The sequence below is a fragment of the Candidatus Bathyarchaeota archaeon genome (genome assembly GCA_025059045.1).
GTDB lineage: Archaea > Thermoproteota > Bathyarchaeia > Bathyarchaeales > DTEX01 > JANXEA01.
The window spans coordinates 1-26,207 of record JANXEA010000013.1; the positions used below are offsets into that span (position 1 = coordinate 1).

A 26,207-nucleotide genomic window follows, 5' to 3' on the forward strand; every position below is an offset into this window, starting at 1 on the left:
ATCACAAGATCAATCTTACCAACCAACGCCCAGCAACCGCCTCACAACCATCAACCTACCTGCCAAAATAATGCATTAAATTAGATAAAATAAGTTTTTGTCTCTGTATTCATTGAAAAGACAATGGTTCATTTTGTGTTAACTCTTTGCTCTCACTCGTTTTGGAAAAATAATTTATTTTTTGTAGCCTTGCTTAGAGTGCGGGGTTCATTTCAAATAGTTGCTTATACCACTTTATCACATAAGTTTCATCTGTATCTTTTAATATGCCCTGTTTCAGGTTATCAAAAATTTCTTTTGCCCCCTTTCCAGGCGTATAAGCAGCCTTAAATCCCAATTTATTACTTATCTTATCGAAGTTGACAATATATGACCTTGTGTCAGGTTCGCCATACCATTCTATCTCATAGGATACGCCTATGGATTCGCCTATCAACTTTGCCAAATCATAAATTCTGAAGTTCTGATCGTTCGATCCAACATTAAAGACTTCTCGGTTAACTGTCTCACTATCAGCCTCCATAACTTTCAGAATTGCTTCGGAAACATCCTTTACATGAACGAATGGTCTCCACTGCGAACCTGGTCTCATTACCCGAATTTTGCCGCTTTTGAAAAGTGATAGGGTCATGCCATTTATGACTAGGTCGAACCTCATCTTGCGTGACGATCCATAGCATGTTGCAAACCTTAGAATGGTTACGCAGAATTTGTCGTTTGAGAGGGGTAGAATCCTCTTCTCAGCCTCAGCTTTTGTTCTTCCGTATTCTTCTAGAGGCTTCAGTGGAGATTGCTCATTCAGGATTTCAGTTTGAAATCCGTAGACGCTGCATGTGGAGGCGAATATGTACCTTCTAACTCCATATTTCTTGCTGAGGCTTGCGACTCGAACTGGCCCCTCAAGGTTCATCTGCATAAACCTGATCGGATCTATCTGTCCTGATGGGTCTGGCTGCGATATGCTTGCAAGATCAACCACGACGTCAATGTCCTTTAGTAACGATGGATCAAAACTTCTGGTGTCTTCTTTGATCAGCTTGAAGCATGGGTTTCCTACTAGATGCTTTATGCCAACGTCCCCGAAGAAGAGCATGTCTAAGCATATTGTTGAGTAGCCTCTTTCTAGCAGGTTCTCCATAAGGATGGATCCGATATATCCGGCTCCTCCAGTTACAAGTACGTTCAACCTTGCCCCCTCCCAGCTTCCTCCTTTTCTCTACATAGAATATCCAGTGCGGTTTCGGTTGAATAAAAGTCTGTTTTCAGAATACTTCTGGTAAATGTGGAGTCAAGACTAGAATCCTTAGGTCTTCTAGCAAACCATTTCATGTCACTCATCCTTGCCTCCGAAATTAACCTCTTGTCCAACCCAAGTCTTTCAGAAATCCTTAATGCAAACTCAAATCTACTCATTCTTTCTCCCACAACATGGAATATGCCTGTAAGTCTCCGTTCGATTATTTCTAGGACGGCCTTTGAGAGTAAGGTTGCTTGGGTTGGACTGGTATATTGATCGACTAATGCTTTAACCTGCTCTCCTCTCTCAAGTTTTTCTATGACAAACTTGGCAAAATTCATCCTTCCGGGTCCAAAGCCGTATATAGAGCTGGCTCTAACTATTGCGCAATCTATAGATGCGGATCTGAAGGTGGCTTCGCCTAAAAGTTTTGTTAGGCCGTAATAATTCACTGGGCAGGGCGCATCCAGCTCCTTATAGCCGCCAGTCTCTCCGTCAAAGACATAATCTGTGGAGAGATAAACTGTAAATGCTTTAATCTTTGACGCCATAAACGCTAATGTGAGACTTGGATTTACTGTTGTCTCCCAGGCCAATTGCCTGTCTTTCTCGCAGAGGTCCACGTCTCCAAGTGCAGCCATATGAACTAGAACATCAGGTCTCTCGTTGGCGACGACTTCTCTCAAAGAATTTAGATCAGAGATATCCATGGATATTTTTTTTAACTTCTCCTCCTCAATAGGGATAGGATTTCTCCAATGCAGAGCGACGACTTCATGGTTGCGCTCCAGAGATTCAAGGGTTGTTCTAAATCCTGGGAGACTACTTGCACCTGTAATAAGTATCTTCACTTTTTCTTCCTCATTTGTGCGGTGGATAGTTCCAATCCCAGGTCTTGCCAACTCTCGGGTCATCTGTTTTTCCGTTTACGGACTTTGGCACAATTAATGGGTCGTTCCATGGCCTGCGCTCCTCATCCGGGTCCTTATAGTTGTATAGTCTTGTTACAAAATATAAGGTTAGGGAGGGCTCGTTTCCCAGAGTTTTGGTTCCATGCCAGAAGTTTCCCGGGATTCTTACCACTTGGATCTTATGCTCACTTCCTACTATTTCATCTAGCTCACATGTCTCTTCATCATACGCGCAGATTTTCATTGCTCCTCTTAATACGACGAAATAGTCGATCTGCCCCCTTAGATGCCTATGCCAAGCCCTGACTATGCCAGGATAACTGTATGAAAGGTTCGCCTGTACAATCCATTCGTCCCCGAGGAATTCTCTCCAGTCTTGCCTGAGTATCTCACAGAAGAATCCTCTCTCGTCAGGTATCTTCTTAAGCTCAAACGTCCTTATTCCTTCCAGCATCTTCAAATTCCTCCTCAATATTACCTAACCTAGATCCGCTCTAAACCTCAACTTCGGAATAATCTCCAATATTCAGCCTTATAGAGTTTCCTTCCTTGCTTCCAGTTATTTTGGCGTTTCTCCCAATAAGACTTTCTTCTAGGCGGTTAACATCTCTTATGATCGCATTCTCCATTACCACGCAGTATTCCACATTTGAGCGGATCACTTGTGTGTTGTCCCCTATGCTGGTATACGGCCCTATGAAAGACTTCTCTATGAATGCATTTTTTCCTATGACCGCTGGACCACGAATAGTGCTGTCGGTTATTTTCGCTCCCGCCTCTATTTTCACTCTGCCCTCGATTCTACAGTTTATTGTATCCCCTTTGACTTCGCTTTTGAGGTATTCGTCTAGTATCTTCGCATTCGCGGTAAGTATGTCATCCTTTTTGCCCGTGTCAAGCCACCATGTGTCAAGTATCTCGGCGTTAACTCTGAACCCCATATTGATCATCTCTTGTATCGCATCTGTAATCTCGAGCTCGCCTCTCCATGAGGGTTTGATGCGGTCTACTGCATCGTGTATCTTGCTTGAGAACACGTATGTGCCGACAATTGCTAGGTTGCTTAGGGGTTCTTTGGGTTTCTCTACAAGTTTAAGTATTTTTCCACCGGGGTCAAGTAGGGCCACGCCGAATTTTGTCGGGTCTTCAACCTCCTTCAAAAGGATAAGCGCATCAAGGTTTTTCTCCTTAAACTTTTCTATTAATCCTTTTATCCCTTTCCCCTGCAAGTTATCTCCTAGGCACATGATGAAGTCATCGTCCTCTAGGAAGGGTTTTGCTGTTTTCACTGCATGCGCTAGGCCAAGCGGCTCCTGTGGGATGTAGGTCACCTTGAACCCCCACTCTGAACCGTCCTTCACATATTCCTTGACGTAGACTCCGGTGTCGGGAGCGATGATCACACCGACATCTTTTATTCCAGCTTCAGCCACCTGATCGAGGACATAACCTAGAATCGGTCGGTTAGCAACGGGAATAAGCTGTTTCGCTAGGGTGAATGTTAAGGGGCGAAGTCTCGTCCCCCGACCACCGCTCAAAACAAGGGCCTTCACGAAAGATATTTGGCGGGCATCGAATTTAAAGTTAGTGTGCAATTAACTGGACGTACTGCTCATTTTCAATTCCGTTGGTAGATTGACAGACTACATGATTATAAGCGCCAGTATTAGAGCAAGACTAAATGCCGGGAATATTAGGGCTGAGGACACCTTCGCACTCTTAGAAGCTTCGTTGATAACATTGCATAGTCTCTCAATCTGTCTCTCTCCTATGACTCTGACCCTTGGAACCATTATTTGGCAGCATGAGGCTGATGAGGGCTTGAGTTTCATTACGGACTCTTTGGCTGCAATCTTGATATAGTTTATCAGTTTATCATGATCTATAGCTTCGCCTACAGGATGGTAGCCCCGTTTCGCCATTGTTACTGCGTTGACAATGTGCGTATCGGTTGTAAACACCTCCCCAATGTCAACGCCCACCTCTTTTAGGCTTGAAAGTATCTTTTCGCGTAAACCCGAGACCATGTTGTTCCCATCAATCGTGATGTACGCAGATACCTGTTCGCCAACCTTAACTGCTGTTACGACTATCCCCCCGGGTCCCATTCCATTTTCCACGCTGAAATCATTCGGCACGATCTTAGAAGAGCCTGCGTTGAAGGTTAACCGCTCCAATTTCACAGCCGCATCTAAAACATCAGTGATTGCGCCTTTCATGGGTTCTATCACATTTTCCGGGTTAAAGGCGCCCTGTATACTGTTATGGGCATCAATTGCCATGACAAAGGATAGGCCTCTTTTCCTCGCCTCTGTATTTATGAAGTCAACGAGTTGGGATGGTAGATCCTCCATTGTCTCGGGGGCTAGTGTTAAGCTCAGGATTGCACAGTTGCCAAATATCTGGCAGCAGGCAGTGACTCCGCCCCTCTTTATGCTAACGAAGGGTGTTGCATGATCGGACGCGTCATTAAAGCTCGCGTTTTTAAGAAAATATCTTATCACTTTAAGGTTCTGGGATCTTGATGCTAAATCGAACCCATGGCCTGAGATCCCATGGGGAACTGAAACTATGCATCGCCACGCCTTCTCAACAAACCTCTGGATTAGGCTCGGAAACGCGCTGCTCCCAATATTTTTGAATGGTCCAGGATGGATGTCACTTACTATGATTGCTGCTTTGATCTCGCCGCCAGAGCGGAATGTTATCGCCGAAAGTTTAACATCCCGCATCTCACTTGACGTCTCAAGAATTTCCTCTATAGGCTTCACCTGCCCCTCAGTCCAGTTAGCAATAAAGGCTCTAAACATTCTAATCGTGGGGATGCCTAGGCTCCTAAGTCCAACAGTATTCACTGTTCTGATGAAGAGTTTTGCCGCGGATAAGGAGGCGATTATTGAGACAATAATTGCATAAGCCTCGGATGAAGTGAGCTGCGAAGACTTTGTTATGAGTGGTGATAGGAATAGGAGTGGCTGAAGGGCGGCCGAGATGAAGTTCCTAGAGCTGCTGGAAGATGAAATTGAGTCCATTACGACAAGCCTAAGCGACAATGATGCATATAATCCGAGGCAGTAGACCTTAAAAGAAATGGCAGGTGATAAAAGATTAGCCAAAACAATGAAGATGAGGAATAGGAAGTTTGAAGCGAAAGATAGGAATAGGCGTCTTCGAAGGCTTAGAATATGCTTCTTGCCTAAAATCTTCCCGCTCAAATAGTCTGCAGACACTGTCAACAGTAGAATAAGCAAGCCGAGCTGAAGCCTTTCAAGAAATTCGATGGGTAAGTTCTCTAATGACCCTGTTAAGAGACCTATAAGCATGCATTCGGCTATAACAAGCCCGAGTACCTTACCTAGAGATGGCAGCGTGAATAAAGATGAGTAATGGCTTATAGCCTCATCAACGACCCCTTTTTTCAATGTCTCCACAACCTATTCCCAGAGCATAGATTGTTTAGTTGCAAAAAAATTTTGGGGTATTAATAGAATTATTTTTCATCTTTCATGCTTAACACATGACGTTTGCATCTGCCTTTTTAGTGCCAAAATTGAAAATGTCTATCTGTCAAGGGCGATGATAATGGCCTGTTAGGCTTAATTTTTCCATATAATGGAGAGAAAGGTTTATTTGTCAAATTGGAGATCTAATAACAGAAGATTCATGTCTATGGTTTCTCCTCCGCCTACTGTATTCCATATGCTTGAGCGTCATGTAGGGCGGAGGATACATGTTGTTCTAGATCAATCATTCGGGTATGAGGGGACGCTCGTCGCTGTGACTAGAGAACCTCCGGGAATCTGGCTTTCAGACGCTAAGGCAACAGTATTGCGATCAACGATCGCGCAGCCTATACCGCAGATAGTGAGCAGGGAGGATAGAAGCGAGGTTTTCATAAATCTGAATTCGGTGCACCGGATAGAAGTTCTGCACGAATGATGTTTCACCTTTTTTCTTTAGTCTGTGGTCCACTTTGAAATGAGGTTAATGGTCTCTTAGGTAGTTTAGGATGGCTAATGTCGAGATTAGCGCTTCCTCTGTCCTAACGGTTTCAGTTGCCTGTCTGGGGATGGTGTTGATGATGAAGTCGGCGAGATCTTCAAGTTTGATGCCCTCACGCATTATGATATTGTGAAGCCCCTCATTCGGGGATCCGAATGCTAAGAGAATATTTCGCGATTGGATCCATCTTCTAGACAATTCATCCGATACCCTTGCTATGGGGTCACCGTACTTGGATGTGGCTATAACGAGATCAAATTTCCTTTCTTTGAGCAATTGTCCAAGGCGAAAGTTGGAGATCGTAATTTTATATCCCCAGTAGACTTGGATCTCATCAGTGTTTACAATCCTCGCTATAAGCATCTTTCCAGCCTCAATAATCTTTACTGTTACACGTCTATTCGGTGTTAGGTGAACGTTTGGAACATAGGCGAGCTTTTCAACCCCTACATCTATATGCGATCCTTTTTCATCAGTTGAGACTACCACGCCATCTCTATACTCTCCAACATTTAATGCAGATGCGCGGCTTTGAAGTGGATGATGCGGCGTCCTAAGCGGGGGAAGGATGCCAGCGTACTTAAGCTCAGGTCTTATCTTGAATAAACGTTTCCTCAAATATTGCGGGGTCTCCATGAATGAGAGAATCAATCCAATTAATTCGGCATCACGTTTCTGTTCGTCGGCTCTAATGTCAGGATAAATTATCACTTCGTCTACGCGAAAGATTGCTGCTGCCCTACCTACAATTCCAATCCTGAAGGTTTTCTCTCGGAGATGAGGAATATCTGAGACAAGTGATGCGGGAATGGCTACTGAGAGCCTCTGCCCCCTTTTAATTGGCATGTTGTCATACATGAGCCTTTCCTCTTTTCTTAACTTTTTAATACTCTCCGAACGGGAAGATCTAAATTTAGTCGTTTCCCACGCTTTGGAATGATGATGGATATAGAAAATACGCGAATATTGGGATCGCATTTTCCTCCGAATTATACTGTGATTGATATGAAAGTACCATAATAAAAGGTTGGTCATGCGAAAAGATGAAAAGGTTCGAGAAGACTCTTAAGTTCAAATGAATTGGCTTGCTAATCTGAGGATCCCCTGTAAGGAAATTTGAGGGAAAAATCTTCAAATCAGAATGAGTTTAAACATATCCTCAAGTGAGTTCGTCGAGTTAAAAATATCAGTCCAAACAGTCACCTGCATCTTAACCCCCATGGGTTAATTCGCATCCTCAGTCCGAAACTTGGGAACCAAGGTCTGTTTAAGCAGTAGAATAAAAAACCTAGAGGGGGTAGGGAAAAATAAACGTGAAAATCTGTCTATTTTCCTAGATGAATCGGGTGGTGGGAAAATAAGTGGTCAATCCATTTAGATGGTGAATAACTTAAGCCTTCAGCAACCTATTTTTCCTCTTTCTTAATAGTGCTTATTCCTGCTACCCCATTAAACTCAAGCCATAATGTAAATCTATTATGACCGTTTCAAGATTGGTGGGGCCGGCCGGATTTGAACCGACGGCCTCTGCCCAGATACAAGGCCTTATTTCTGGCTTAAGCCTTGTATCCTACGGGTTTCTTCAAAGCTCCAGAACTTCTTCATCCCATTCTGGTCCGCAAACCCATTCATGCTTCTGGAGCCCTTAACGGCTGCTTTGTTCGCATCAGCTGTCGTCATACCTTTCCAGCAACCCGGCTGAAACAGCCGGATGTTACTAGACTACGGCCCCAGCAGCTAAATCTTTTCCAGAAGATGTGGATATATGCGTTACGCTTTCCTTTAATCTGCGAGCGAAAAGTTAATGAATGCCCTTGTCCAAGACTATCCGGGTTGCCGGCCATAGGGCGCGGGAACCACCCGATCCCATTCCGAACTCGGAAGTTAAACCGCGCTCCGTCTCCGGTGGTAGTGCAGTCTTCGGCTGCGCGAAGCCGGAGAAGCTGGCAACCCACTTCCTATCTATGCACATGTGCGTATCCAGACTGTCATGGGCCCCGGTTCACGATTAGCCCAACAATGATATGGGATCGCCTTAATTCTTGTCTTGTCATACCTCTCATGGACTTCTTCACTTCTCTTATAGAGAGAGTCTTCGAAACCCGTGAAATGGTGGATTAATGCTTCACCCTCAATGGTGACTATCCCATGGAGAAGATTCGGTGTCCACTTTGCTTCTAGGTGAGCATCCCTCGGCAATGTTAATTCCCAAACATCGTTTTCTCCATGATCTGTCTGCTCAACGCAATAAACTAGCGGACCGCGGATCAGTGCTACCCTTCCAAAGTTCTCGAATACGTGGGGATGACACATCATTCTTTCAATAGGCATGGGCAATGAGATCTTTATTGAGTCCCCGTTTTCCCATTCACGTTTGACCTGCATATAACGTCCAGATGCGGCCGCATCCACTAATATTTGCCCATTGACTGAGACCTCAGATCTTCTGCACCATCCAGGGATGCGAACGAATATAGAGAATTCCCTCTTCTTCTCCATTTCTATGATTATCTCTATATTTCCATCCCATGGGTAACTTGTTCTCTGGATTAGAGTAACTTTTTCTCCGTTAAGGTTAATGAATGCTCTGCTTTGAGCGTAGAGATGAACCCATATGCCCTCCGCGGATATGCTGTAGAAGTATCCTGGGAGTGATGCCATTAGTCTAGCTATATTTGGTGGGCAGCAGGCGCAGTCAAACCATTTCTGTCTTCTATGTTTCCCTCGGTCTGCTAGGGGGTTAACATAGAAATATTTTTTTCCATCAAGTGAAATCCCTGAAAGAACCCCATTGTAAAGTGCAAGTTCCATGATGTCAGCGAACCTCGCGTCTCCAGTTGCTAGTAGCATACGATAGTTCCACATCACATTCGCAATCGCGGCGCATGTTTCTGCATAAGCCCTCATATTAGGCAATTCGTAATCCTCGCCGATCGCTTCTCCCTCATGTCGGGATCCAACACCGCCCGTAATGTACATTTTCCTTTCGACCATATTGTGCCAGAGGCGTAAGAGCGCATCGAGTAATGTTCGATCACCAGTTTCCATGTAGACGTCGGTAGCTCCGCAGTTCAAGTATAATGATCGAACTGCATGCCCTACTATTTCGGATAGCTCTCTGAAGGGTTTGTGGTCAATGTGGTATGGTCGGCCACCCACGAGTCCTTTGCCTCTGCTGTCGATGAAAAATTTTGCTAGATCAAGATATCCTTGCTCTCCGGTTGTTCTATACAACTCAACCAAGGCCATTTCGATTTCTGGATGGCCACATGTTCCTTGACGCCTATCCGGACCGAATGTGTCTAGGATATGGTCTGCAAATCTGCGTGCTACCTTGAGAAGTTTAGTGTCTCCCATTGCACGATGTAATGCGATGCCCGCTTGGATAAGGTGTCCAGCGCAGTAGAGTTCATGCATGTCGCGAAGGTTCGTCCACCGTTCCTTCTTCTTCTCAAAGATGAAGTAGGTGTTAAGGTATCCATCCTGATCCTGCGCAGCCACAATCTCATTGACAACCCCCCCAGCAAGATTGAACAGTCTCTCATTAAATTCTTGTGCTAGCGAGAAGGCAACGGCTTCAACCCATTTGTAGGCGTCGGAGTCGATGAAGACGGGCCCCCTAAACTTGTCGGTTTTCTTTCCCGCAGCCCTTCTAAAGTTTGACAGGCACCCGCTTTCCTCAAGCATTTTATATTGCTCGGGGAGGGTTACCTCTATAAGTCTCTTTAACCTAGGAGCCCAAAAATTATCCTCTAAACGGACGTTCTCTATTGGAACCGGGTGTAACCTTGCAAATGGGCTCTTTGATGTATCAACTACGAATGTCAATTCCACATTCCTCCTACAAGTTCAAGGTGTCTGAATGGGAAGAGGGTCAGTACACAAAGACGAAAAGTCAATAATATTCCATAAGAGCTTTTTGTTCCCCTTCATTCCTGCTTGAAATCTTTCTCCAATCTTCCTTCCTGACATATCCGCCTATTTGCTCCTTTATCTTCTTAGCTGTACTCTTCCCAATCATTGGTAATCTCATAAGTTCTTCAAGATCAGCCCTTTTAAGATCCTCAATTGATTTAAACCCTGCATCATATAATATGCGCGCTCTAACCCGACCTACCCCCTCAAGCCTTGCAAGCGGAAGAAGCTCTCTCTTTACACCCTTCACAACCCTCTCCCTTAGACTTGAAAGATAAGCGAGGAAATCTTTATAGCCTAACAGACTGGCTAACTCATGTGATGCGTAGAGGAGCCACTCAGCCGTTGACACAAGTCTATATAGGTCTCCGGGTTCAACGCCAAATTTTTCTATCATCTCGTCTTCCGACATCTCCTCAATCCAGGACTTGAGTATCAGAGCTGTTTTTACTTCGCCAAGGAATTCCTCATAGGCTAACCTATCATCCCATTCTGCCGGCGGCTCGAACATGAATTCGTCACAATTCGTCTCAACATACATGCTTACCTGATCAAAATCTCTTCCAGTACATCTGAACTTCGGAAACATGTCAGGAGTATGGCTGACTAGGTGGAGAAATGTCATATCCGTGATTTTGGCTGGAATATTACGCAGACCATCCCGAATTATTATCGCCGATAAGGGGTCAATATATAGTTGCGATACTCTCCTCCCAAACTGTGTTGCTCTCAAGCTTGGTCCTTCTGCCTCAATCATGCCCTCCTGGTAGAGGAACTTCAATATCTTTGAGATCACGCCCCTCATCGCCCGAAGATCATATTGATGGGCGTAAAGGGTTCTCCCAAAGAATTCGAATACTCCATTCTCTGTGAAGGCAAACTCAGAAGCGATTGTGGATAGCACATGCGCTCTCAGAACCTTTTCAACGCCAAGCTTTGACCATATCCTCTCTGGCTTTGCAAGGACATAATTGCTGAACAGATAATCAAGTTCCTCCTCAGTCTTTGCTAGAAGTATAGATTCGCCTATCTTATCGTACTTTGGTCTCCCGGCTCTCCCCGCCATCTGCTTATATTCAAGCACCGTTATGGGATAATAGCCGTATCCCGGCTCATATCTGCGGTAGCTGCTGATGATCACCATCCTGGCTGGCAGGTTCACTCCAAAAGCAAGTGTCGGAGTCGCCGTCAGCACCTTGATTTTCCCATCACGAAAATAGTCCTCAACAATCTTCCTATGCTCTGAGCCTAGCCCAGCGTGATGAAACGCTACGCCATTTCTGACAAGATCGGCCAATGTCCTGCTTATTCTGGTTCTCTCCCCTGAGGCGCTTATCTTCTTGGAGATATTGTCGAGGGAGCGTTGGAGAGGTTTAGAGATTAAGCCCTTCATATGACCAGCAATTTTGGTAGCTAGGCTTACGGCGCTCTTTCTGCTGTCGGCGAAGATGAGTGTCTGACCTCCTCCCTCAACGCCATGCAACGCAAGATTGATCACAGGATTGCTGATCCTCCTCTTTATTTTTAATGAGTCCCCGTCAGAGAACTGGATTTCATCATTTATTAGGACGCCTTCCCTAAGGGTTACTGGCCTCCACTGGGTCATAATTGGAATGGCCCTAAGCCACTCTGCTATCTCCTCAGCGTTTCTGACGGTTGCACTTAAGGCTAAGACTTGAATATCAGGCTTGATTTGGAGCAGGCGGGCCAGAACAACTTCTAATGTGGGTCCCCTTTCACCGTCATTTAGGAGGTGAACCTCATCGGCCACTAATAGGGAAATATTGTCGATCCAATGTGCCCTATGCCTGAGCAGCGAGTCGCATTTCTCATTGGTAGTTACAATAATGTCGAATTTTTCAAGCCAAGGGTCGCTGCTGTCAAAGTCGCCTGTGCTTATCCCTACTCTTACTCTTCTTCCATTCGGCTTCCTGATCACCTCATACTTTCTGAATTCTTCATATTTCTCGTTTGCTAAGGCGCGTAGAGGGGTTAAGTAGAGAACCTTTCCATCTTTTTCGAGTATATGCTTTAATGCGCATAGCTCAGCGACCAGCGTTTTTCCGGAGGCTGTTGGACTTGCCAAAAGAATATTCTTTCCTTCTAACGCCCCCGCATTTACTGCCTCCTCTTGAGGAGGGAATAACTCAACGATTCCCGAATCAATTAATAATCTTTGAACCTGATCTGGTATCGCCAATTCCCTCAACAGCAAGACAAGACCCTTTTTTCAGTTTTTACGTCTTTTTCAGATAGCCCTCTCTCGGCTCATAAATTGTGCCCTCTCTTAGTAGCTGCCCGATCAGCCTCTCAGCCTCTGGGCGTTGAATGTCAAATTCCCTTTCGAGCTTGTCAATTAATTCTGTTTTCTGAACAATTCCCACATCTTTCTCCATTTCTACAAGGACGTTAAGTATTATGCGGAGCTTGTCCTGCATGCTCTTCGGCTTCCCAGTCATGATTATATCGATGTCGATTTTCTTGGATGATATGTCTATTCCTGATTCTTCAAGCGACCTCTTCATTATCGCTATCGCGTATTCAGCATCTTCAGGCAGAACCTCTCTCCTTAAAGCGGCTCTCGCCCTTGCCTCAGCAATTCGGACAAGTGACTCAAGCTGACGTGCAGTTATCGCTATCGGCGAACCTTCAGTCTCGCTTGCAGCACGCATTTCCATATAGAAATCCCTTATCCGCTCGAGCGCCTCGGGCGTCAATACTGGATTTATCCCTCTGGCATAAGCGATATATTTTCTAAGAAGGTCAGGAGGTATGGGAGGCGCAGTAGGAGGCGCCCCCTTCCTATGAAGCTCAAGAATGTGTTCACTCATCCGGAGGTCGCGTTCTTTCTCGGGAATATCCTTCAGCACAAATATGAGATCGAACCTTGATAGAATCGTTACAGGTAGAGAGATGTTTTCAGCGACTGTTCGATATGGGTCATACCTTCCAAGAGCCGGGTTCGCAGCGGCGAGAATCGCCGCCCTCGCGTTAAGTGTAGCAACGATCCCACCCTTCGCAACTGAAATCGTATGTTGCTCCATCGCCTCATGAATAGCTACTCTGTCATCTGGACGCATCTTGTCCATTTCATCTATGCATGCAATCCCTCTGTCCGCTAGTACGAGCGCGCCGGCCTCCAATGTCATTCCTCCGCTAGCCGTGGGGAGAACCGCAGCCGTTAACCCAGCTGCCGTGGTTCCTCTTCCGCTGGTATACAGGCCTCTGGGAGCTATCCGAGGCACGTACCTTAAAAGTTGTGATTTTGCCGTTCCAGGGTCTCCTATTAGGAGTATGTTCAGCTCACCTCTGATGCTGATGTCAGGTAAATGTTTAGGGACACCGCCGAATAGAAGATACATTATAGCCTCCTTTATATGCTCGTATCCGTAGACTGAAGGCGCTATAGATTGAATGATTCTTCTGTGGATCCATGGGTCCTTGGAAAGTTTTATGATTTCCTCCTCTTCTTCCGGGGTGATTACAAGAGATTCTGGCTCCTTACCCGCGGTATCAACGAAGTTTGCCTCCACAAAGAGGGAGAATGCTCTAAGTTTACCTGTTCTAGGGTAGGTCTTCGCTTCTGCTCGGACGATCCCAACGACGTAGACGCGGTCTCCGGGGCGGGCGGCATCTACCATATCCTTACCTATTAATTGGATGTCTAGGGAGCGGGGTGTCTGACCAGGAGGAAGATCTTCTGGGTATTCTTGGATTCTGATTTCCTGAGAGTCGATAAATTCTGATTCTTCTTGTATAAGCTCGAAGTTGTTGCCAGATGCTTTGCATGTTGGATTTAAACATTTATGCGGAAAAGTTATGAAGTTTCCAGTTTGGGGTACCTCTATCTTCTCGTCGCACCTCTTGCATTTGAAGATCCCATTAACTAGAAGCGGTCTTACACTTGTAGAACGGATTACGATACCCTCCAGCATAACGAGCTTACCAATATGCTCGGATCCCAGATTTCTTAGGGGCGTCGTGTATGGAAGATTCCTAATCCTAACCCTTATCTTTATACCTTTGATCTTCTCCGCATATTCACGATCCTCAATTAAGAGTTGATCATAGACCGCGTTGCTTGCATGCTCCAGGCTCTCATCAGGATACTGGATCAGGTTCTCTGCTAGCTCATTGTCGGCGATTAGTAGATCTTCAAAGTCTATTATGAGCGATGTAACCCCGCTCAGAGACATCTGTGCAATTCTATGCCGATACTTATCAGACTTTAGGAAGTTCTGAAACCTTTCCTGAGGGTTCTCGAGAACTAACTCTGTCATGACACTGGCCTCGCTTAGTTAACTAGAGAATCATAGATCTCCAATCGCTTATGATCTTTTCTAGCCTCTCATAAAGGTATAGCTCCTCAGGAGTCAAGTTTCTCAGCGCTTGGCTCTTCTGTCCAGGCGTCGAAGCCAATGAGACTATCTTCTTAAGCCTACAGTTAATAATATCTTTAGAGAGTTTTTGTGCGTTCTCGTACTCCCTCATCTTTTCGGGGCTAGATTTTGAAGAACGTTTCAATTCATCCACAAGACGGCGGATTCTTGGATAAAAATCTTCGGGTAGTTGGGATAGGTCAAGCGCCGGTTGGATCCGTTCTTTGTGGAGTATTTGGTAAAGCCTTGGAGCCGTCAAGGTTTCTTCCTTTAGCCTAACTATGCCTGTTTTCTCAAGCTCATCGGCTATCCAAAATTTAACTTCATACTCGATCCCTTCCTCGAAAGGTCCTAAAGAAAGCCCGGCTAAATCGATCTTTGGAGAGTTCCTTACCGCGATAACTTTTGTAAGCCTATTTTCGAAGAGGAAAATTGATCTCTCTATTCGAGAAACGGCCTCCTCATTATGCAAGATCGCATCCTCCCATACTATAAGATTATTTCTACTGCTAACCATTTGCTTACCGGAAAAATAAGGTGAGCGGAAGGTTTTGATAAAGCCTTTTTCTCGCCTCAAAATCTTGATAAACCTCTTTTTATCATTCATCGGAGGCCGCTTTGTCTGATCTTTTCTATATTTTACTGGGTTGACTCAAAAATTCTCTGGGAGGGGTTGGGCTTTGTAGAGTTCAATGTATATTGTTAAATCGGTATCTGCTTAAGATTGAAAAGTACACTTTAATAGATTGAAAGTATCATTCTTGTTGTTGGAGGATGCGAACCTACAATTTAAAATGGAAGAATCACATACGTGGAAAGTATAATTCTTGATATTTTCTGGATTATAGGGTGAACGCATCATGATTGCTGGAAGGAGTTATCACGTTCACAAGAAAGCAATAAGAGCGTTAGGTATTTCTGAGAGCTTTACGAAAGGCTTAAGCGAAAAGTCTGTTCTGGCCGGTGTTGTAATGAGGTCAGATATGGTTATAGATGGGTTTGTCTTCTCGACAGCAACGGTTGGTGGAATGGATGCCACGCAAAAGATCATAGAGATGTATGAGAGCTTAGGTAGGGCTGATCTAAATGTTGTGCTTTTAAATGGCTGCGTCATAAGCTGGTATAATGTAGTTGACCTGCATGAGGTTGCGGAGAAGACCCAGCTCCCCTTAATATGTGTGACCTATGAGGAGTCTGAAGGTCTAGAAAAATACTTCATGAAGTTTTTTCCAGAAGATTGGAGGATTCGAGTCGAAACATATCGTAAAAATAGGGCGAGGACTCCTCTCGAACTAAGGACCGGGCATACAGTATTTGTAAGATTCATTAACATAGATGAGCAAGAAGCTAGGGTGACGCTTGACAAATTCACAGTTCACGGATCAATTCCAGAGCCCTTGAGAGTTGCTCGACTGGCTGCAAGGTCGGTGTCAAGGGTCTTTGATCGCGAATTACATTAACTAGCAGGAATCGCTTCCTTGTAACTCAAAAATATATGATGCATTTTCAGCCGACAATCTCAACGTAGGTTCCAAGGACTTGCCCTGGAAGACCCCTTCTAAAGCGGGCTCTTACAACCCCATTCTTGCCATGAGTGGCTAATATCTTCCCAATACACCTCTTCGGAGCTAGAGGCCAAGCAACCTTCCTACCTATTAGCTTTGCCGCCTCCTCTCTTGTGTCAATGTTCGGAAAGCGTAGCAGACACTCCTTTGGTTTCTGGGTTTTTGGGCCCTTCCTATATGCAAGGACAACCCCTTTAATAGCTTCACTCATATCTCTTCACCGAGCTTCCGATGTTATGGAGGCAGACGTTGAATTCAAATGTATGCAGCTATTTTTACTAAGAAAAGAAATTACTGAAAGATTGGCATTTATATACTTCACGGTCTTAGCATTTCTATGATGTTGAACGAGTGATATGCATGTCTACGCTCCTAGGAAAAAAGAGAGAAGAACTGCTGGAACTTATAGACGATCTGCGCGACTGTCTAAACGAGGGAATGCCGGTGATCGTGGAGGGAGAGAATGATGTGGAAACACTTAAGTCATTAGGTGTAAACGGAGACATTATAGCGGCGAAAGCGTACGGAAAAAACTTTCATGGAATACTGGAAGAGATCGAATCTAGGAAGAAAAGTGAAGTCATCCTGCTGATGGACTTTGATAGACGTGGTAGACAGATGACAAAGAAACTGCAAGGCGATCTTGAAAGGATGAGGATAAAACCTAACCTGAGAATCTGGAGAGAATTGGTTAGGCTTGCTGGGAAGGACCTTAAGGATGTTGAGGGGCTTCTAACATACATGAGAACTCTTGAAAGGAAAATAGGTAAGAATATATGATTGAGATTATAGAAACTTATAGACAATGCTGTTAGGAAAGATTTAGAAGCTAGGTTTTAATTGAAAGGAAAGGTGTGAAAATTGACGGCTCAGCCTTTTACAGTTAAGTATGTTATCCGAGCGAGATTCGAAGTTGAAGGGGTAGTTGAAAAACCTGACGTGATCGGCGCGGTATTTGGACAGACAGAAGGTCTTTTTGGAACAGAACTCGACCTTAAAGAGCTGCAGAAATCTGGAAGAATAGGTAGGATCGAGATAAACTTGACGTCACAGAAGGATAGGACAACCGGTACAATAATGATACCTTCAAGCCTAGATAGGGTTTCAACAGCGATTATTGCGGCTAGTGTGGAAAGTATAGAGAGGATCGGTCCATGCTCTGCGGTTGTTAAACTTGAAAAGATTGAGGATGTGAGAGAGACAAAAAGGAAGGCGATAATTGAGAGGGCGAAAGAGATTCTGCAGAATTGGAACCGTGAGATGCGGCCTGAAACAGAGGAGATATTTAGGGAAGTTTCTGACATTCTGAAAGTTTCGAAAGCTCAACAGTACGGTCCGGAAAAGCTGACGGCAGGCCCGGCTGTCGATTCTTCAAAAGAAATTATTATTGTTGAGGGAAGGGCGGATGTGATAAATCTTTTGAAGACGGGGATCGAGAATGTCATAGCGCTTGAAGGTGTGAAGGTTCCGGAAACAATTATAAAACTAACAAAGGAGAAAGAGGCAACAGCTTTTCTGGACGGCGATAGAGGCGGCGACTTAATCCTGAAAGAGCTACTACAGGTAACAAATATAAAGTATGTTGCAAGAGCACCTCCTGGAAAGGAGGTTGAGGATCTCACATCAAAGGAGATCGAAGAAGCTCTTAAAAGCAGGATTCCAGTCGAAGAGCTCGTAGAGAAAAAGAGGAAGAGAAAGAGGGTTCTCGTTCCACGCGAGATTGTGGATACCGTGAACAAGTTGGAGGGTACACTTGAAGCCATTCTGTTGAATGATGAGTTAAAAGAAATCGCCCGCCTTCCAGTCAGTGAGCTTGCTGAGAGATTAAAGGAATTTGAAGGCGTGAATACCGTGGTCTTTGATGGTGTAACAACTCAGAGGCTTGTTGACCTTGCAAGCGAAAAGAACATTAAGTTTCTAGTTTCAGCCCGTATATCGGATGTCATTAAGCATCCTCTCGGTGTGCATTTACTGACATTCGATGATGTGGCAGGCTAGCCTAGGAAATCCGCCAAAGTTTTCGGTTTTCTTGTTGAATGCTTGGGGAGTATGTCCTCCTCCCTGACCCCGAACATGGATAGGATCCGCAGGGCCGCTGGGATCACTTGGTTAGCAATATAATATTCTACGTCGACCTCATCAAGGCTTGCCAGAATATGCGGCTTAGCTCTTTCATACAGTTTTCCAGAACCTTGAACAATAACATAGCCGATCTTATCCCCAACCGAAAGAGACCAGCCTTCCTTCTCCAATAATCTTGCAGCCTCAACATGTGGAGCGTTAACCTCGTACTCATCAAGGGGCTTCGTAAGGGTCTTCCAGATCACTAGATCAGATAATGGGATTTTTCGCTGTCTAAGTTTATTGATATACTCTTGAACGAACTCAACAGCCCTTCTTTCCGATCTCTCCCTTAATATAATGCGTAGCACATTTTCCTGAGTGTCTTTCGCAACATTCGCCCAGTCTCCTCTTACAACCTCTAAACCGACAATGTCTAGACTCCCGTCCTCAAGAAGGCCGCAGTAACGCTTCTTTGCTTCGGTGAAGAAAATGCGGGTATAAAATTTATCTGGCTTGATCTCTAAGCCTGTGGTCTCTCTAATTATTCTACAAAGTCTGTCAACTTTTTCAGGGTCATTCATCACAAAGATGCTGTCTGTATCGCTATATATTACGTTAAGGCCTAGCTCTTCTGCTATTTTGATGCTGGTCGCTATCGTTTCTCGACCCCAGGCAGTTGTGGCTTCGGCGACAGGTTTTATAAACCACCTGGCCCCGATCCAACCTGCGTATCCATATGCTGCGTTCGTAATAACCTTGACCGCCTTCTCTCTGGCGCTTAGAAGCCGATACTCTGGACTTTCAGGCGACAAATCCTTTAACTTTCTCTTTACATTCTCTCTTACTGAAATCAGTCCTGATAATACCCTCTTATACAAGCCGGGCGGTCTCTTGCGGAACATATGCTTAACTTCAGGGGCTACATAAACCTCGGAGGAATCAAAATGGCATGTGAGAGGAACATAAGTGTCTGGTGATATATTCTTCTCTATCATGATTGTCGGATACATAGATTTGAAGTCGAGAACCACTATATTCTCATGTATGCCGGGTTTTGGTGCAAGTACCATGCCGCCAGCATACGGTACGTATGGTCTTTCAGTTCTTGCCGGTATAAGTTCACCCATCTTAAAAGATTCCCTAATGATATACCATTCTATTCTGAAGCCTACTGCAGCCTTTCCAATCTGATCTAAGGGTATCCCGACAAGCTTTGACAGTTCTAATGAATATTCGAACAGTTTTTCAAATATGCCCAGTAAGCATTCGGCCGCTTCAGAGGAGAATTGTAGCAAATCCCTTTTTCTCGAGGGGTTGTCCCAGTACACTGAAAATTCCGCTTCTTCAATAACCGTCCACTCGCTCATCCTTTTTACACCTAGAAAGTCTGCCATGCTCTCAAGGGTCTTAAGTTTTAGTTCAGGAAACTCGTCAAAAAAATCGTGTGTATCCATTCCGATTCTGCCAGTTATTGAGATGTGGCCATAAACGCTTAGATGCGGCAGCCCACCAGCTCTGTCAATAATGAACTTTATCCCCAGCGCATCTGCTCTGTTCTGCAGGTATTGCCAATGACGCCGATTACTCTCATATCCGATAATGATGTCCGGATCAAAATTCTTGATAAAATTTATGAAGTCCATTAGTATCTCAGCGTCGTTATGATCGCGTGCAGTAAACTGTTTCCTCTCGCCTGTGTTGGTAGATGCAGCGATAACTACTACAGGATCTCTTTGCGGTTTAGGCGTCCCCTTTGGGCAATAATAAATTGGGAAGAAGCTTAGCACCCTGAGGTGTGGGATGTCTTCTCTTTCCATAGGCTTCGGTGTTGACTTTGCAATGTATACTTTTTCAGCTTGGACTTTTATGAGCCTCTCTTCTTCGGCCTCAACTTGAAGCCAGCTGCATGGTCTTATATCATTGTCTATGAGGTATCGCATCGAATAACGAATATCATCTTCTAAGCATTTTTCCACACCGTCAATCTTTGAAAGTTGAATCGCATACTTGGAAACTACGTCTGGATCTTGACAGTAAACCTTTATGGCGTTAACAGGTTGTCCAAATAGGCGGCGTGAAACTATCTCTATGCCTGAAATGAATGGAAAATCATCACTTAATTTTTGTACTCTTTCAAGAATCTCCTGAGGTTCTCTATTCTGCTCTATGACCAAATAAAAATAAGCGGAAAAATTTCTATCTATTACCAGAACCCGTTTTCCTTCCTCATCTATTCCCCACAACCAAATCTCTGCCTTTCTAGAATCCTTATCCACCTCATAATTTATGTCTAGTAGCCAAAAACTGACTCTTTCCATTTTATAAGACGCCTTCCCATCCACTGTATACAATAAATGGAATAATGTTAAAAGAAGATTTCGGATGTTTTTATTTATGTCATCAAGATACAATTCAATCGGGATTTTCTAACACCAGGATGGAAAAGTCATGAATGTCGGCATAATAGGCGCCGGAGTAATAGGAAGCGCCATAGCGAAAGCGTTAATCGCAAGCAGCTTTGTTGAGGTGGTCATCGTCTCCGACAAGCTTGCTGCAAGATTAAGTGATTTGGAGAAGATTGGAGCAAAAGTTTCAATGGACAATAAACTGGTTGCAAAGAGATCTGACGCCATTATAATAAGCGTGAAGCCTAATAATGTAGGAGAGGTTCTAGAAGAGGTTCGGAATGAGGCGGGAGAGAAACTTATTATATCTGTTGCTGCAGGTGTTAGGCTTAAATTTCTAAAGAAAATTGTTCCTGAGGGAAGATTTATAAGGGCTATGCCTAATATCGGGGTCACGATGCGCCAGTCCTTTACGGCGTATTGTGTAGATGAGGATGTAGGGCCTAGAGAAAGGGAGATTGCCGAAAAAATACTCAGCGTTTTCGGTAGAGTTGTACAGGTAGAAGAACGCTACATGGACGTGGTGACAGCTCTTAGCGGCTGTTCTCCCGCATATTTATCGATGATAGTCGACGCTATGGTCGATGCGGCTGAACAGTTTGGGCTATCTAGAGATCTAGCGCTTAACTCCCTCGCACAAACCATGATAGGAACAGGGATGCTTATTCTGGAAGGAGGTAAGAGTCCATCAGAGATAATAAGCATGGTGGCAACGCCGGGAGGCGTAACAGAAGAGGGTCTTAATGTATTGAAAAGATATCCGGTAAAAGAGGCTCTTGCTAAAACAATTGAGGTGGGAGTTAGAAAGGCCCAAGCATTATCTCTCAGCCTAGGTGAGTAGTTAATCTACGCTTTATCGCTCTTGGCTAGGTCGCGAAGCCTCTCAACCCCTTTTATTTCTCTAATATACCTCGCTACGCTCCTTGGCAGGAGGTCTTCCCATCCCCAGTCATTTAGCATTCTCTGCCTTATCTCCGTCGCTGAACATAACTCTCTCTGGAAGAACGGGATGGGCTTTGTTATGAACCCGGCTTCAATAAATAGTCTTCTGGTTAAAGGCTCATTTGAATACACTACATCAAATTTTGGGACAAGTGAGCATACGTGGGAGACCCATATGCTATGTATTTTCAAGTCCATGACAGGTATTATATAGTATCTTGACGGATCAACTCCAGCCTCGTTGAGGGCTAGTCTAATCATAAAGATTCTTTCTCCAGATGTGAACGGGTTCCTTAAAGTGTGACTTTGCAAAGCGCTTCCAACCATTATAATAACCTCGGACGCCTCTCCAAGTATGTGTTTGACCGCCTCCAGATGGCCAAGATGAAAGGGTTGAAAACGTCCAGGATAGAGGCCCCTTTCAAAGTTCTTATTGCCTTCCGAAGGAAAGTGCAATTTTTTCGGCTTCCCCTCTTATTTTAGCTAAAACAAAGAGTGCATCTAGAATTTATCTATTTTCTGTTGTTTGTCGGCTTATGTTGATTCCTGCCTCGGCCCAAATCCTGCATGTTCCCTCAATGCTGACCATGCATGCGCCCATTGGATTTTGAGGGGTGCAAGATTTCATGAATAGCGGGCATTCGATTGGCTTTATTCTTCCGACTATTACAAGGTTGCATTTGCATCCTGGTCTGAGATCCGCTCCCTCTTCTATTTTCATCCCGTATTTGATGTGAGCATCAAAGTTCTCATATTCCCCTTTTAGAGAGAATTTTGATGATGGTATGACACCTAGGCCACGCCACTTGCCATTTTCGATATTGAAAACCTTCCGCATAACATTTTGGGCCTTAATATTCCCTTCATATCTTACTGCCCTTGTATATTCGTTTTCAAGTCTGCTTTCCCCCTCAGACAATTGTCTAAGGATCATGAAAATCGCGATGAGTATGTCTGTGGGCTCAAACCCTGCTATAACGGTTGGGATCCCGTATTGCTCAGGGAAGATTTGATATGGTTTTAAGCCTATCACTGTACTCACGTGACCTGGAGCTATAAATCCGTTAAGCATGAGATCCTTTGTCTCGGCTAACAGCTTCATAGCGGGCGGTATGAGACGATGCGATATTAGGAAGGAAAAATTTTTCGGAGGTTTGCCTAAAATCTCTACTGCGGTGGACGGCGCTGTAGTCTCAAATCCGACGGCTAAAAAAACGAATTGCTTATCGGGGTCTTTCTTAGCTATTTTAATAGCGTCGGAGAGACTGTAAACGACTCTGACTTCTGCCCCCCTCGCCTTCGCATCTAAGAGCGACAATTCAGATCCTGGGACCCTGACGACGTCACCGAAGGTTAATATCCCCACGCCTTCTAGTGATATTTTGATGGCTTCATCGATCTCGGATGATGGAACAATGCAAACTGGGCATCCCGGGCCTGCTATAACTTCAACTGTCGGAGGTAAGAGTGCGCGTAGCCCAAAATGTGTGATGACCCATTCATGAGTGCCGCATACATGGCAGATTTTTATTATTTCATCTTTAGGTGCAAGCTCACGGAGTCTTTCAGATAACTGTCTTACAAATGAGGGGTCTCTATACCCGAATGTCAGGGTCATAATGATTCATTGGTGAATCTCTGTATTTATCTTATTACATCTTTTAATCATCGTTGTTTTTTGGCTTATCATTAGATGAGGCGTTAGTGTGGACGTCTATCTGACTGTTTTATTCTTAATTTGCTTTTCGATGCATGATTTTGTATTTTTATTCTTGAATAGGATTAAATTTATACTGTAATTCTCCTTCAGGTAAAAATTAAATCTTTAATTCGAAGAAAAACTTTTTTTGTCCCTTCGCTTCCTTCATAAAGATTTATTTGGATGTCCTGTAAGAATCAAGACCCCTATAAGGTGTCATGTATGTCGAGAAAGAAGCCTTCACTGGATGAGGAAGAGGAAGAGTGGGAAGAAGAGGAACCTGAAGAAGAATGGGAGGAAGAGTGGGAAGAAGAGGAAGAGTGGGAAGAAGAAGAGGAAGAGTGGTGAATCCACCCTCATCCGCAGAATAAATGGAGAACCGTAGATACCCACTCCTTTTCCCCTTTTTATTTGAAAGAATATTCTCAACTTCTCTTTATCTTGTTCCACTATTAGTGCTGCGGTTCAATATTTCTTTCCAAAGTCTTAAAGTTTCCTTTGCCTCTTTTTCGTCAAGGACTTGGATCGCATATCCCGCATGGACTAACACATAGTCGCCGACTTTTGTATCGACAAGCATGATGTTTGCTTCCTTGGTCACGCCGCCTCCGAAATCGACGATGGCGATGTGGTTTTTAATGGAGACAACTTTAGCGGGGATTGCTAAACACATGCTAACCGAGCATGTAATGGAGGATGGGGGATAATTATGTTTCGTTTTTAGCTGCTAATATGGCTTGTCCAGCGGATAAACCGCCATCGCCGGGTGGTACGCATTGGTGAGTTAAAAATTTTAGACCAGCTTTCTTGATGATTCTACGCATTATTGAGGTGATGATTTGATTGTATGCTACACCCCCTGTGAAGCCTATATGCTCTATATCTTCCTGGAATGCTTTCTCTATGGCTATGGAGGCTAACCCCTCGGCTAGGTATGCATGTGCTAAGTACGCTAGATCGGCTCTATGGAATTTTTCCCTATTCTCAAAAATCTCACTGACTATGAATGTGGTGTTCAGTATACCGTTCTCGATTCTAGGCTTGACCTTGAACGGCAACTTACCATCGACCGCTATGGACTCAAGTTTCATGGCTGGTTCTCCTTCATATGTGCGTTCGAAGCAGACGCCTAAAATCGCCGAGATGGCATCCAAGACTCTTCCACAGCTAGAAGTTTTAAGATTATCTTTCTTATGCTCAAGTTGATGAAGAAGAACGTATACTTCCTCTCTTCCATGAGGAAAATATTTCTCATTACTTAATAACCATTCTTCGATATTGACTTGCCCATACAATATGTTAGCAGCCATTCTGAGGGGATAACGGGTTGCCAAATCGGCCCCGACGAAAGGTTGTTCCTGAAGATGCGAAAGCCTTTTGAAGTTTCTAGAGTCACGCTCACATAGAAGTATTTCTCCACCCCACGCACCGCCGTCAAGACCATATCCATACCCGTCGCAGCATATTCCAATAATCTGGTCCACCCCATGCTCAGCCATAAGTCCAGCGATATGTGCTTGATGATGTTGCACTTCAATGAGATCCCATCCATATCTATGCGTGAGATCCCGCGCAAGTTGAGTGGTAATGAATCTCGGGTGCATATCACATGCAACTGCGCCTACCTTCGCATTCGTTAAGTGTATCATGTGATGAACTGTTCTTTCAAGAAAATCTCGGGTCTCAACATTTTCGACATCGCCTATATGCGGTGATAAGAATGCTTTATCGTCGAGGATTATGCATATAGTGTTATTCAATTCTCCTCCTAGCCCGACAGCACATTTTTCCGCCTTAAACCTAAGAAAAATTGGTGCAGGTGCATATCCGCGTGATCGTCTTATATGTACTGGCATACATTCGTGGACCCTCACTACTGAGTCGTCGCATCTCTGGGCTATCTGGCGGTTGTGAATAAGAAAATAGTCGGCAGTCTCTCTCAGTTTTCTAATAGCCTCTCTCTCATCTACTATTATTGGCTCGTTAGGCGGGTTCGCGCTTGTCATGACGAATGCAGGGTCTGCTACTTGGCTGAATAGTATGAAATGTAGTCCAGTGTAGGGTAGCATAACGCCTATATTATGAAGGCCTGGAGCGACCAGATCGGACAGGAAGTAGTGTCTGCTCTTCCTTAAGAGGACTATAGGCCTCGCGTAGGATGTCAGTAGCTTAGATTCCATTGGACTTATAATGGCAAAGGTCCGTGCGGTTTTAAGGTTTGGAGCCATAACAGCAAATGGTTTCTGTCGACGGTGCTTTACCCTTCTCAGCCTTGCAAGCGGCTCATCTAGGACTGTTGAAGCAGCGAGGTGGAATCCGCCAAGTCCTTTCACTGCAACCAGATATCCTTCAGAAATCAGTTTTCCCGCCTCTGCTATTGGATCCTTGAGGTAAAGTTTTTGCCCATCATTTGTGGTGAGGTAAGCTTCGGGACCGCATTTAGGGCAGGCTACCGTTTGCGCGTGAAAGCGTCTGTCAAGGATGTCCTGGTACTCTGTGTAGCAGAGAGCACACATTGGGAAATCGCGCATTGTGGTGTTTTCCCTGTCGTAGGGGAGTTTTTCTATTATTGTATATCTTGGCCCACAGTTTACGCATGTTATGAAGAAGTAATTGAATCTGTGGTTGTCAGGCGATTTAAGCTCTTTTAGGCATTCGCTGCATATCGCTATATCAGGTGGTATAATTGATCCTGAATTCTCCACTATTTTTGTGCTTTGTTTGATTCTAAATCTTTTGTTCTTTTCTCTCCCCTCAAGTTTTCTCTTCTCTATCTTATGAATCTGGGCGATAGGCGGCTTCTTCTCTATTACATCCTTAAGGAACTTGTTGATACTCTCCTCTCTGCCTTCTAGAAGTATCTCTACCATAGCATCTCCTCTGTTTCTCACATATCCCGTTAGGCCATGTTTGATTGCGATCCTGTAGACGAAAGGGCGGAAGCCCACTCCTTGAACTATTCCGCTAATTATAACTTTTAGACGCAAATTTCGGCATCCCTTTCCTCTGCAGAGACGATCTGTATCCTCATTAGCGTTATCAGAATAAAAGGATGCGTCATATCTATACATGGTGAAAAACTGCGACC

The 26,207-nt window shown here is 44.4% G+C and carries 23 protein-coding genes and 1 rRNA gene; 7 read left to right on the plus strand and 17 right to left on the minus strand.

Translation table 11 applies throughout. From position 1 onward, the window contains the following. Positions 1 to 193: 193 nt before the first annotated feature. The 5 genes from NZ952_04480 to NZ952_04500 all read right to left on the minus strand — a co-directional run bounded on the left by NZ952_04480 (position 194) and on the right by NZ952_04500 (position 5,570). Positions 194 to 1,186: an NAD(P)-dependent oxidoreductase gene (locus NZ952_04480; protein MCS7120441.1), complete on the minus strand. Its 993-nt coding sequence runs from the start codon at positions 1,184 to 1,186 to the stop codon at positions 194 to 196. Further along, positions 1,183 to 2,139 (minus strand): SDR family oxidoreductase, encoded by a 957-nt coding sequence (locus tag NZ952_04485; GenBank protein MCS7120442.1) that lies wholly within the window; start codon positions 2,137 to 2,139, stop codon positions 1,183 to 1,185. Before NZ952_04485 ends, NZ952_04480 begins: the two co-directional genes overlap by 4 nt. Then, a complete protein-coding gene (locus NZ952_04490) occupies positions 2,099 to 2,602 on the minus strand; it encodes a dTDP-4-dehydrorhamnose 3,5-epimerase family protein (GenBank protein ID MCS7120443.1) in 504 nt (167 codons plus the stop codon). Before NZ952_04490 ends, NZ952_04485 begins: the two co-directional genes overlap by 41 nt. 40 nt (positions 2,603 to 2,642) lie before the next feature. Further along, a complete protein-coding gene (locus NZ952_04495; GenBank protein MCS7120444.1) occupies positions 2,643 to 3,686 on the minus strand; it encodes a glucose-1-phosphate thymidylyltransferase in 1,044 nt (347 codons plus the stop codon). Positions 3,687 to 3,791: 105 nt separating this feature from the next. Further along, a complete protein-coding gene (locus tag NZ952_04500; GenBank protein MCS7120445.1) occupies positions 3,792 to 5,570 on the minus strand; it encodes a DUF2070 family protein in 1,779 nt (592 codons plus the stop codon). Positions 5,571 to 5,817: 247 nt separating this feature from the next. Between NZ952_04500 and NZ952_04505 the strand changes: the two genes are divergently transcribed. Continuing rightward, a complete protein-coding gene (locus NZ952_04505; GenBank protein MCS7120446.1) occupies positions 5,818 to 6,087 on the plus strand; it encodes a hypothetical protein in 270 nt (89 codons plus the stop codon). A 45-nt stretch (positions 6,088 to 6,132) separates the two neighbouring features. On the opposite strand, the gene NZ952_04510 is transcribed toward NZ952_04505, so the two are convergent. Together NZ952_04510 and NZ952_04515 are read right to left on the minus strand one after the other, a co-directional pair. After that, a complete protein-coding gene (locus NZ952_04510; GenBank protein ID MCS7120447.1) occupies positions 6,133 to 7,008 on the minus strand; it encodes an RNA methyltransferase in 876 nt (291 codons plus the stop codon). A 687-nt stretch (positions 7,009 to 7,695) separates the two neighbouring features. Next, positions 7,696 to 7,830 (minus strand): hypothetical protein, encoded by a 135-nt coding sequence (locus NZ952_04515; GenBank protein ID MCS7120448.1) that lies wholly within the window; start codon positions 7,828 to 7,830, stop codon positions 7,696 to 7,698. A 152-nt stretch (positions 7,831 to 7,982) separates the two neighbouring features. Between NZ952_04515 and rrf the strand changes: the two genes are divergently transcribed. Further along, positions 7,983 to 8,102 (plus strand): 5S ribosomal RNA (gene rrf / locus NZ952_04520). 10 nt (positions 8,103 to 8,112) lie between these two features. On the opposite strand, the gene NZ952_04525 is transcribed toward rrf, so the two are convergent. The 4 genes from NZ952_04525 to NZ952_04540 all read right to left on the minus strand — a co-directional run bounded on the left by NZ952_04525 (position 8,113) and on the right by NZ952_04540 (position 14,916). Further along, the gene (locus tag NZ952_04525; GenBank protein ID MCS7120449.1) at positions 8,113 to 9,984 is read right to left on the minus strand and encodes a glycoside hydrolase family 127 protein; all 1,872 of its coding nucleotides are present in this window, start codon (positions 9,982 to 9,984) and stop codon (positions 8,113 to 8,115) included. Positions 9,985 to 10,045: 61 nt separating this feature from the next. Then, the gene (locus tag NZ952_04530; protein MCS7120450.1) at positions 10,046 to 12,265 is read right to left on the minus strand and encodes a DEAD/DEAH box helicase; all 2,220 of its coding nucleotides are present in this window, start codon (positions 12,263 to 12,265) and stop codon (positions 10,046 to 10,048) included. A 37-nt stretch (positions 12,266 to 12,302) separates the two neighbouring features. Then, positions 12,303 to 14,345 carry a minichromosome maintenance protein MCM gene (locus NZ952_04535; GenBank protein ID MCS7120451.1) on the minus strand — a complete coding sequence of 681 codons (2,043 nt, stop codon included), beginning with the start codon at positions 14,343 to 14,345 and terminating at the stop codon, positions 12,303 to 12,305. Between the two features lie 22 nt (positions 14,346 to 14,367). Beyond that, positions 14,368 to 14,916, minus strand: coding sequence for a hypothetical protein (locus tag NZ952_04540; protein MCS7120452.1), 549 nt, complete (start codon positions 14,914 to 14,916; stop codon positions 14,368 to 14,370). Between the two features lie 388 nt (positions 14,917 to 15,304). On the opposite strand from NZ952_04540, the gene NZ952_04545 reads away from it, so the two are divergent. Beyond that, the gene (locus NZ952_04545; protein ID MCS7120453.1) at positions 15,305 to 15,904 is read left to right on the plus strand and encodes a DUF99 family protein; all 600 of its coding nucleotides are present in this window, start codon (positions 15,305 to 15,307) and stop codon (positions 15,902 to 15,904) included. Positions 15,905 to 15,950: 46 nt separating this feature from the next. Here NZ952_04545 and NZ952_04550 read toward each other — a convergent pair whose 3' ends face one another. Next, on the minus strand, positions 15,951 to 16,220 hold the full coding sequence (locus tag NZ952_04550) for a 50S ribosomal protein L35ae (GenBank protein ID MCS7120454.1): 270 nt from the start codon (positions 16,218 to 16,220) through the stop codon (positions 15,951 to 15,953). A gap of 149 nt (positions 16,221 to 16,369) precedes the next feature. On the opposite strand from NZ952_04550, the gene NZ952_04555 reads away from it, so the two are divergent. Beyond that, positions 16,370 to 16,789 (plus strand): toprim domain-containing protein, encoded by a 420-nt coding sequence (locus tag NZ952_04555; GenBank protein MCS7120455.1) that lies wholly within the window; start codon positions 16,370 to 16,372, stop codon positions 16,787 to 16,789. An 81-nt stretch (positions 16,790 to 16,870) separates the two neighbouring features. Further along, positions 16,871 to 18,007 carry a DNA primase DnaG gene (gene dnaG, locus NZ952_04560; protein MCS7120456.1) on the plus strand — a complete coding sequence of 379 codons (1,137 nt, stop codon included), beginning with the start codon at positions 16,871 to 16,873 and terminating at the stop codon, positions 18,005 to 18,007. On the opposite strand, the gene NZ952_04565 is transcribed toward dnaG, so the two are convergent. Continuing rightward, on the minus strand, positions 18,004 to 20,391 hold the full coding sequence (locus NZ952_04565) for a DNA polymerase II (GenBank protein ID MCS7120457.1): 2,388 nt from the start codon (positions 20,389 to 20,391) through the stop codon (positions 18,004 to 18,006). The two genes, dnaG and NZ952_04565, sit on opposite strands and share 4 nt — an antisense overlap. A 130-nt stretch (positions 20,392 to 20,521) precedes the next feature. Between NZ952_04565 and proC the strand changes: the two genes are divergently transcribed. Beyond that, on the plus strand, positions 20,522 to 21,319 hold the full coding sequence (proC, locus tag NZ952_04570; GenBank protein MCS7120458.1) for a pyrroline-5-carboxylate reductase: 798 nt from the start codon (positions 20,522 to 20,524) through the stop codon (positions 21,317 to 21,319). A gap of 5 nt (positions 21,320 to 21,324) precedes the next feature. On the opposite strand, the gene NZ952_04575 is transcribed toward proC, so the two are convergent. After that, entirely contained in the window at positions 21,325 to 21,876 is a 552-nt protein-coding gene (locus tag NZ952_04575; protein MCS7120459.1) for a nicotinamide-nucleotide adenylyltransferase, read from the minus strand. A 52-nt stretch (positions 21,877 to 21,928) separates the two neighbouring features. Further along, complete coding sequence (hypD, locus tag NZ952_04580) at positions 21,929 to 23,038, minus strand: hydrogenase formation protein HypD (protein MCS7120460.1); 1,110 nt, start codon at positions 23,036 to 23,038, stop codon at positions 21,929 to 21,931. Positions 23,039 to 23,341: 303 nt separating this feature from the next. On the opposite strand from hypD, the gene NZ952_04585 reads away from it, so the two are divergent. After that, positions 23,342 to 23,467, plus strand: coding sequence for a hypothetical protein (locus NZ952_04585; protein MCS7120461.1), 126 nt, complete (start codon positions 23,342 to 23,344; stop codon positions 23,465 to 23,467). Between the two features lie 88 nt (positions 23,468 to 23,555). Here the strand turns inward: NZ952_04585 and NZ952_04590 are convergent, their stop codons facing one another. Together NZ952_04590 and hypF are read right to left on the minus strand one after the other, a co-directional pair. After that, complete coding sequence (locus tag NZ952_04590) at positions 23,556 to 23,792, minus strand: HypC/HybG/HupF family hydrogenase formation chaperone (GenBank protein MCS7120462.1); 237 nt, start codon at positions 23,790 to 23,792, stop codon at positions 23,556 to 23,558. A gap of 34 nt (positions 23,793 to 23,826) precedes the next feature. Further along, entirely contained in the window at positions 23,827 to 26,190 is a 2,364-nt protein-coding gene (gene hypF / locus NZ952_04595; protein ID MCS7120463.1) for a carbamoyltransferase HypF, read from the minus strand. Positions 26,191 to 26,207 lie beyond the last annotated feature (17 nt).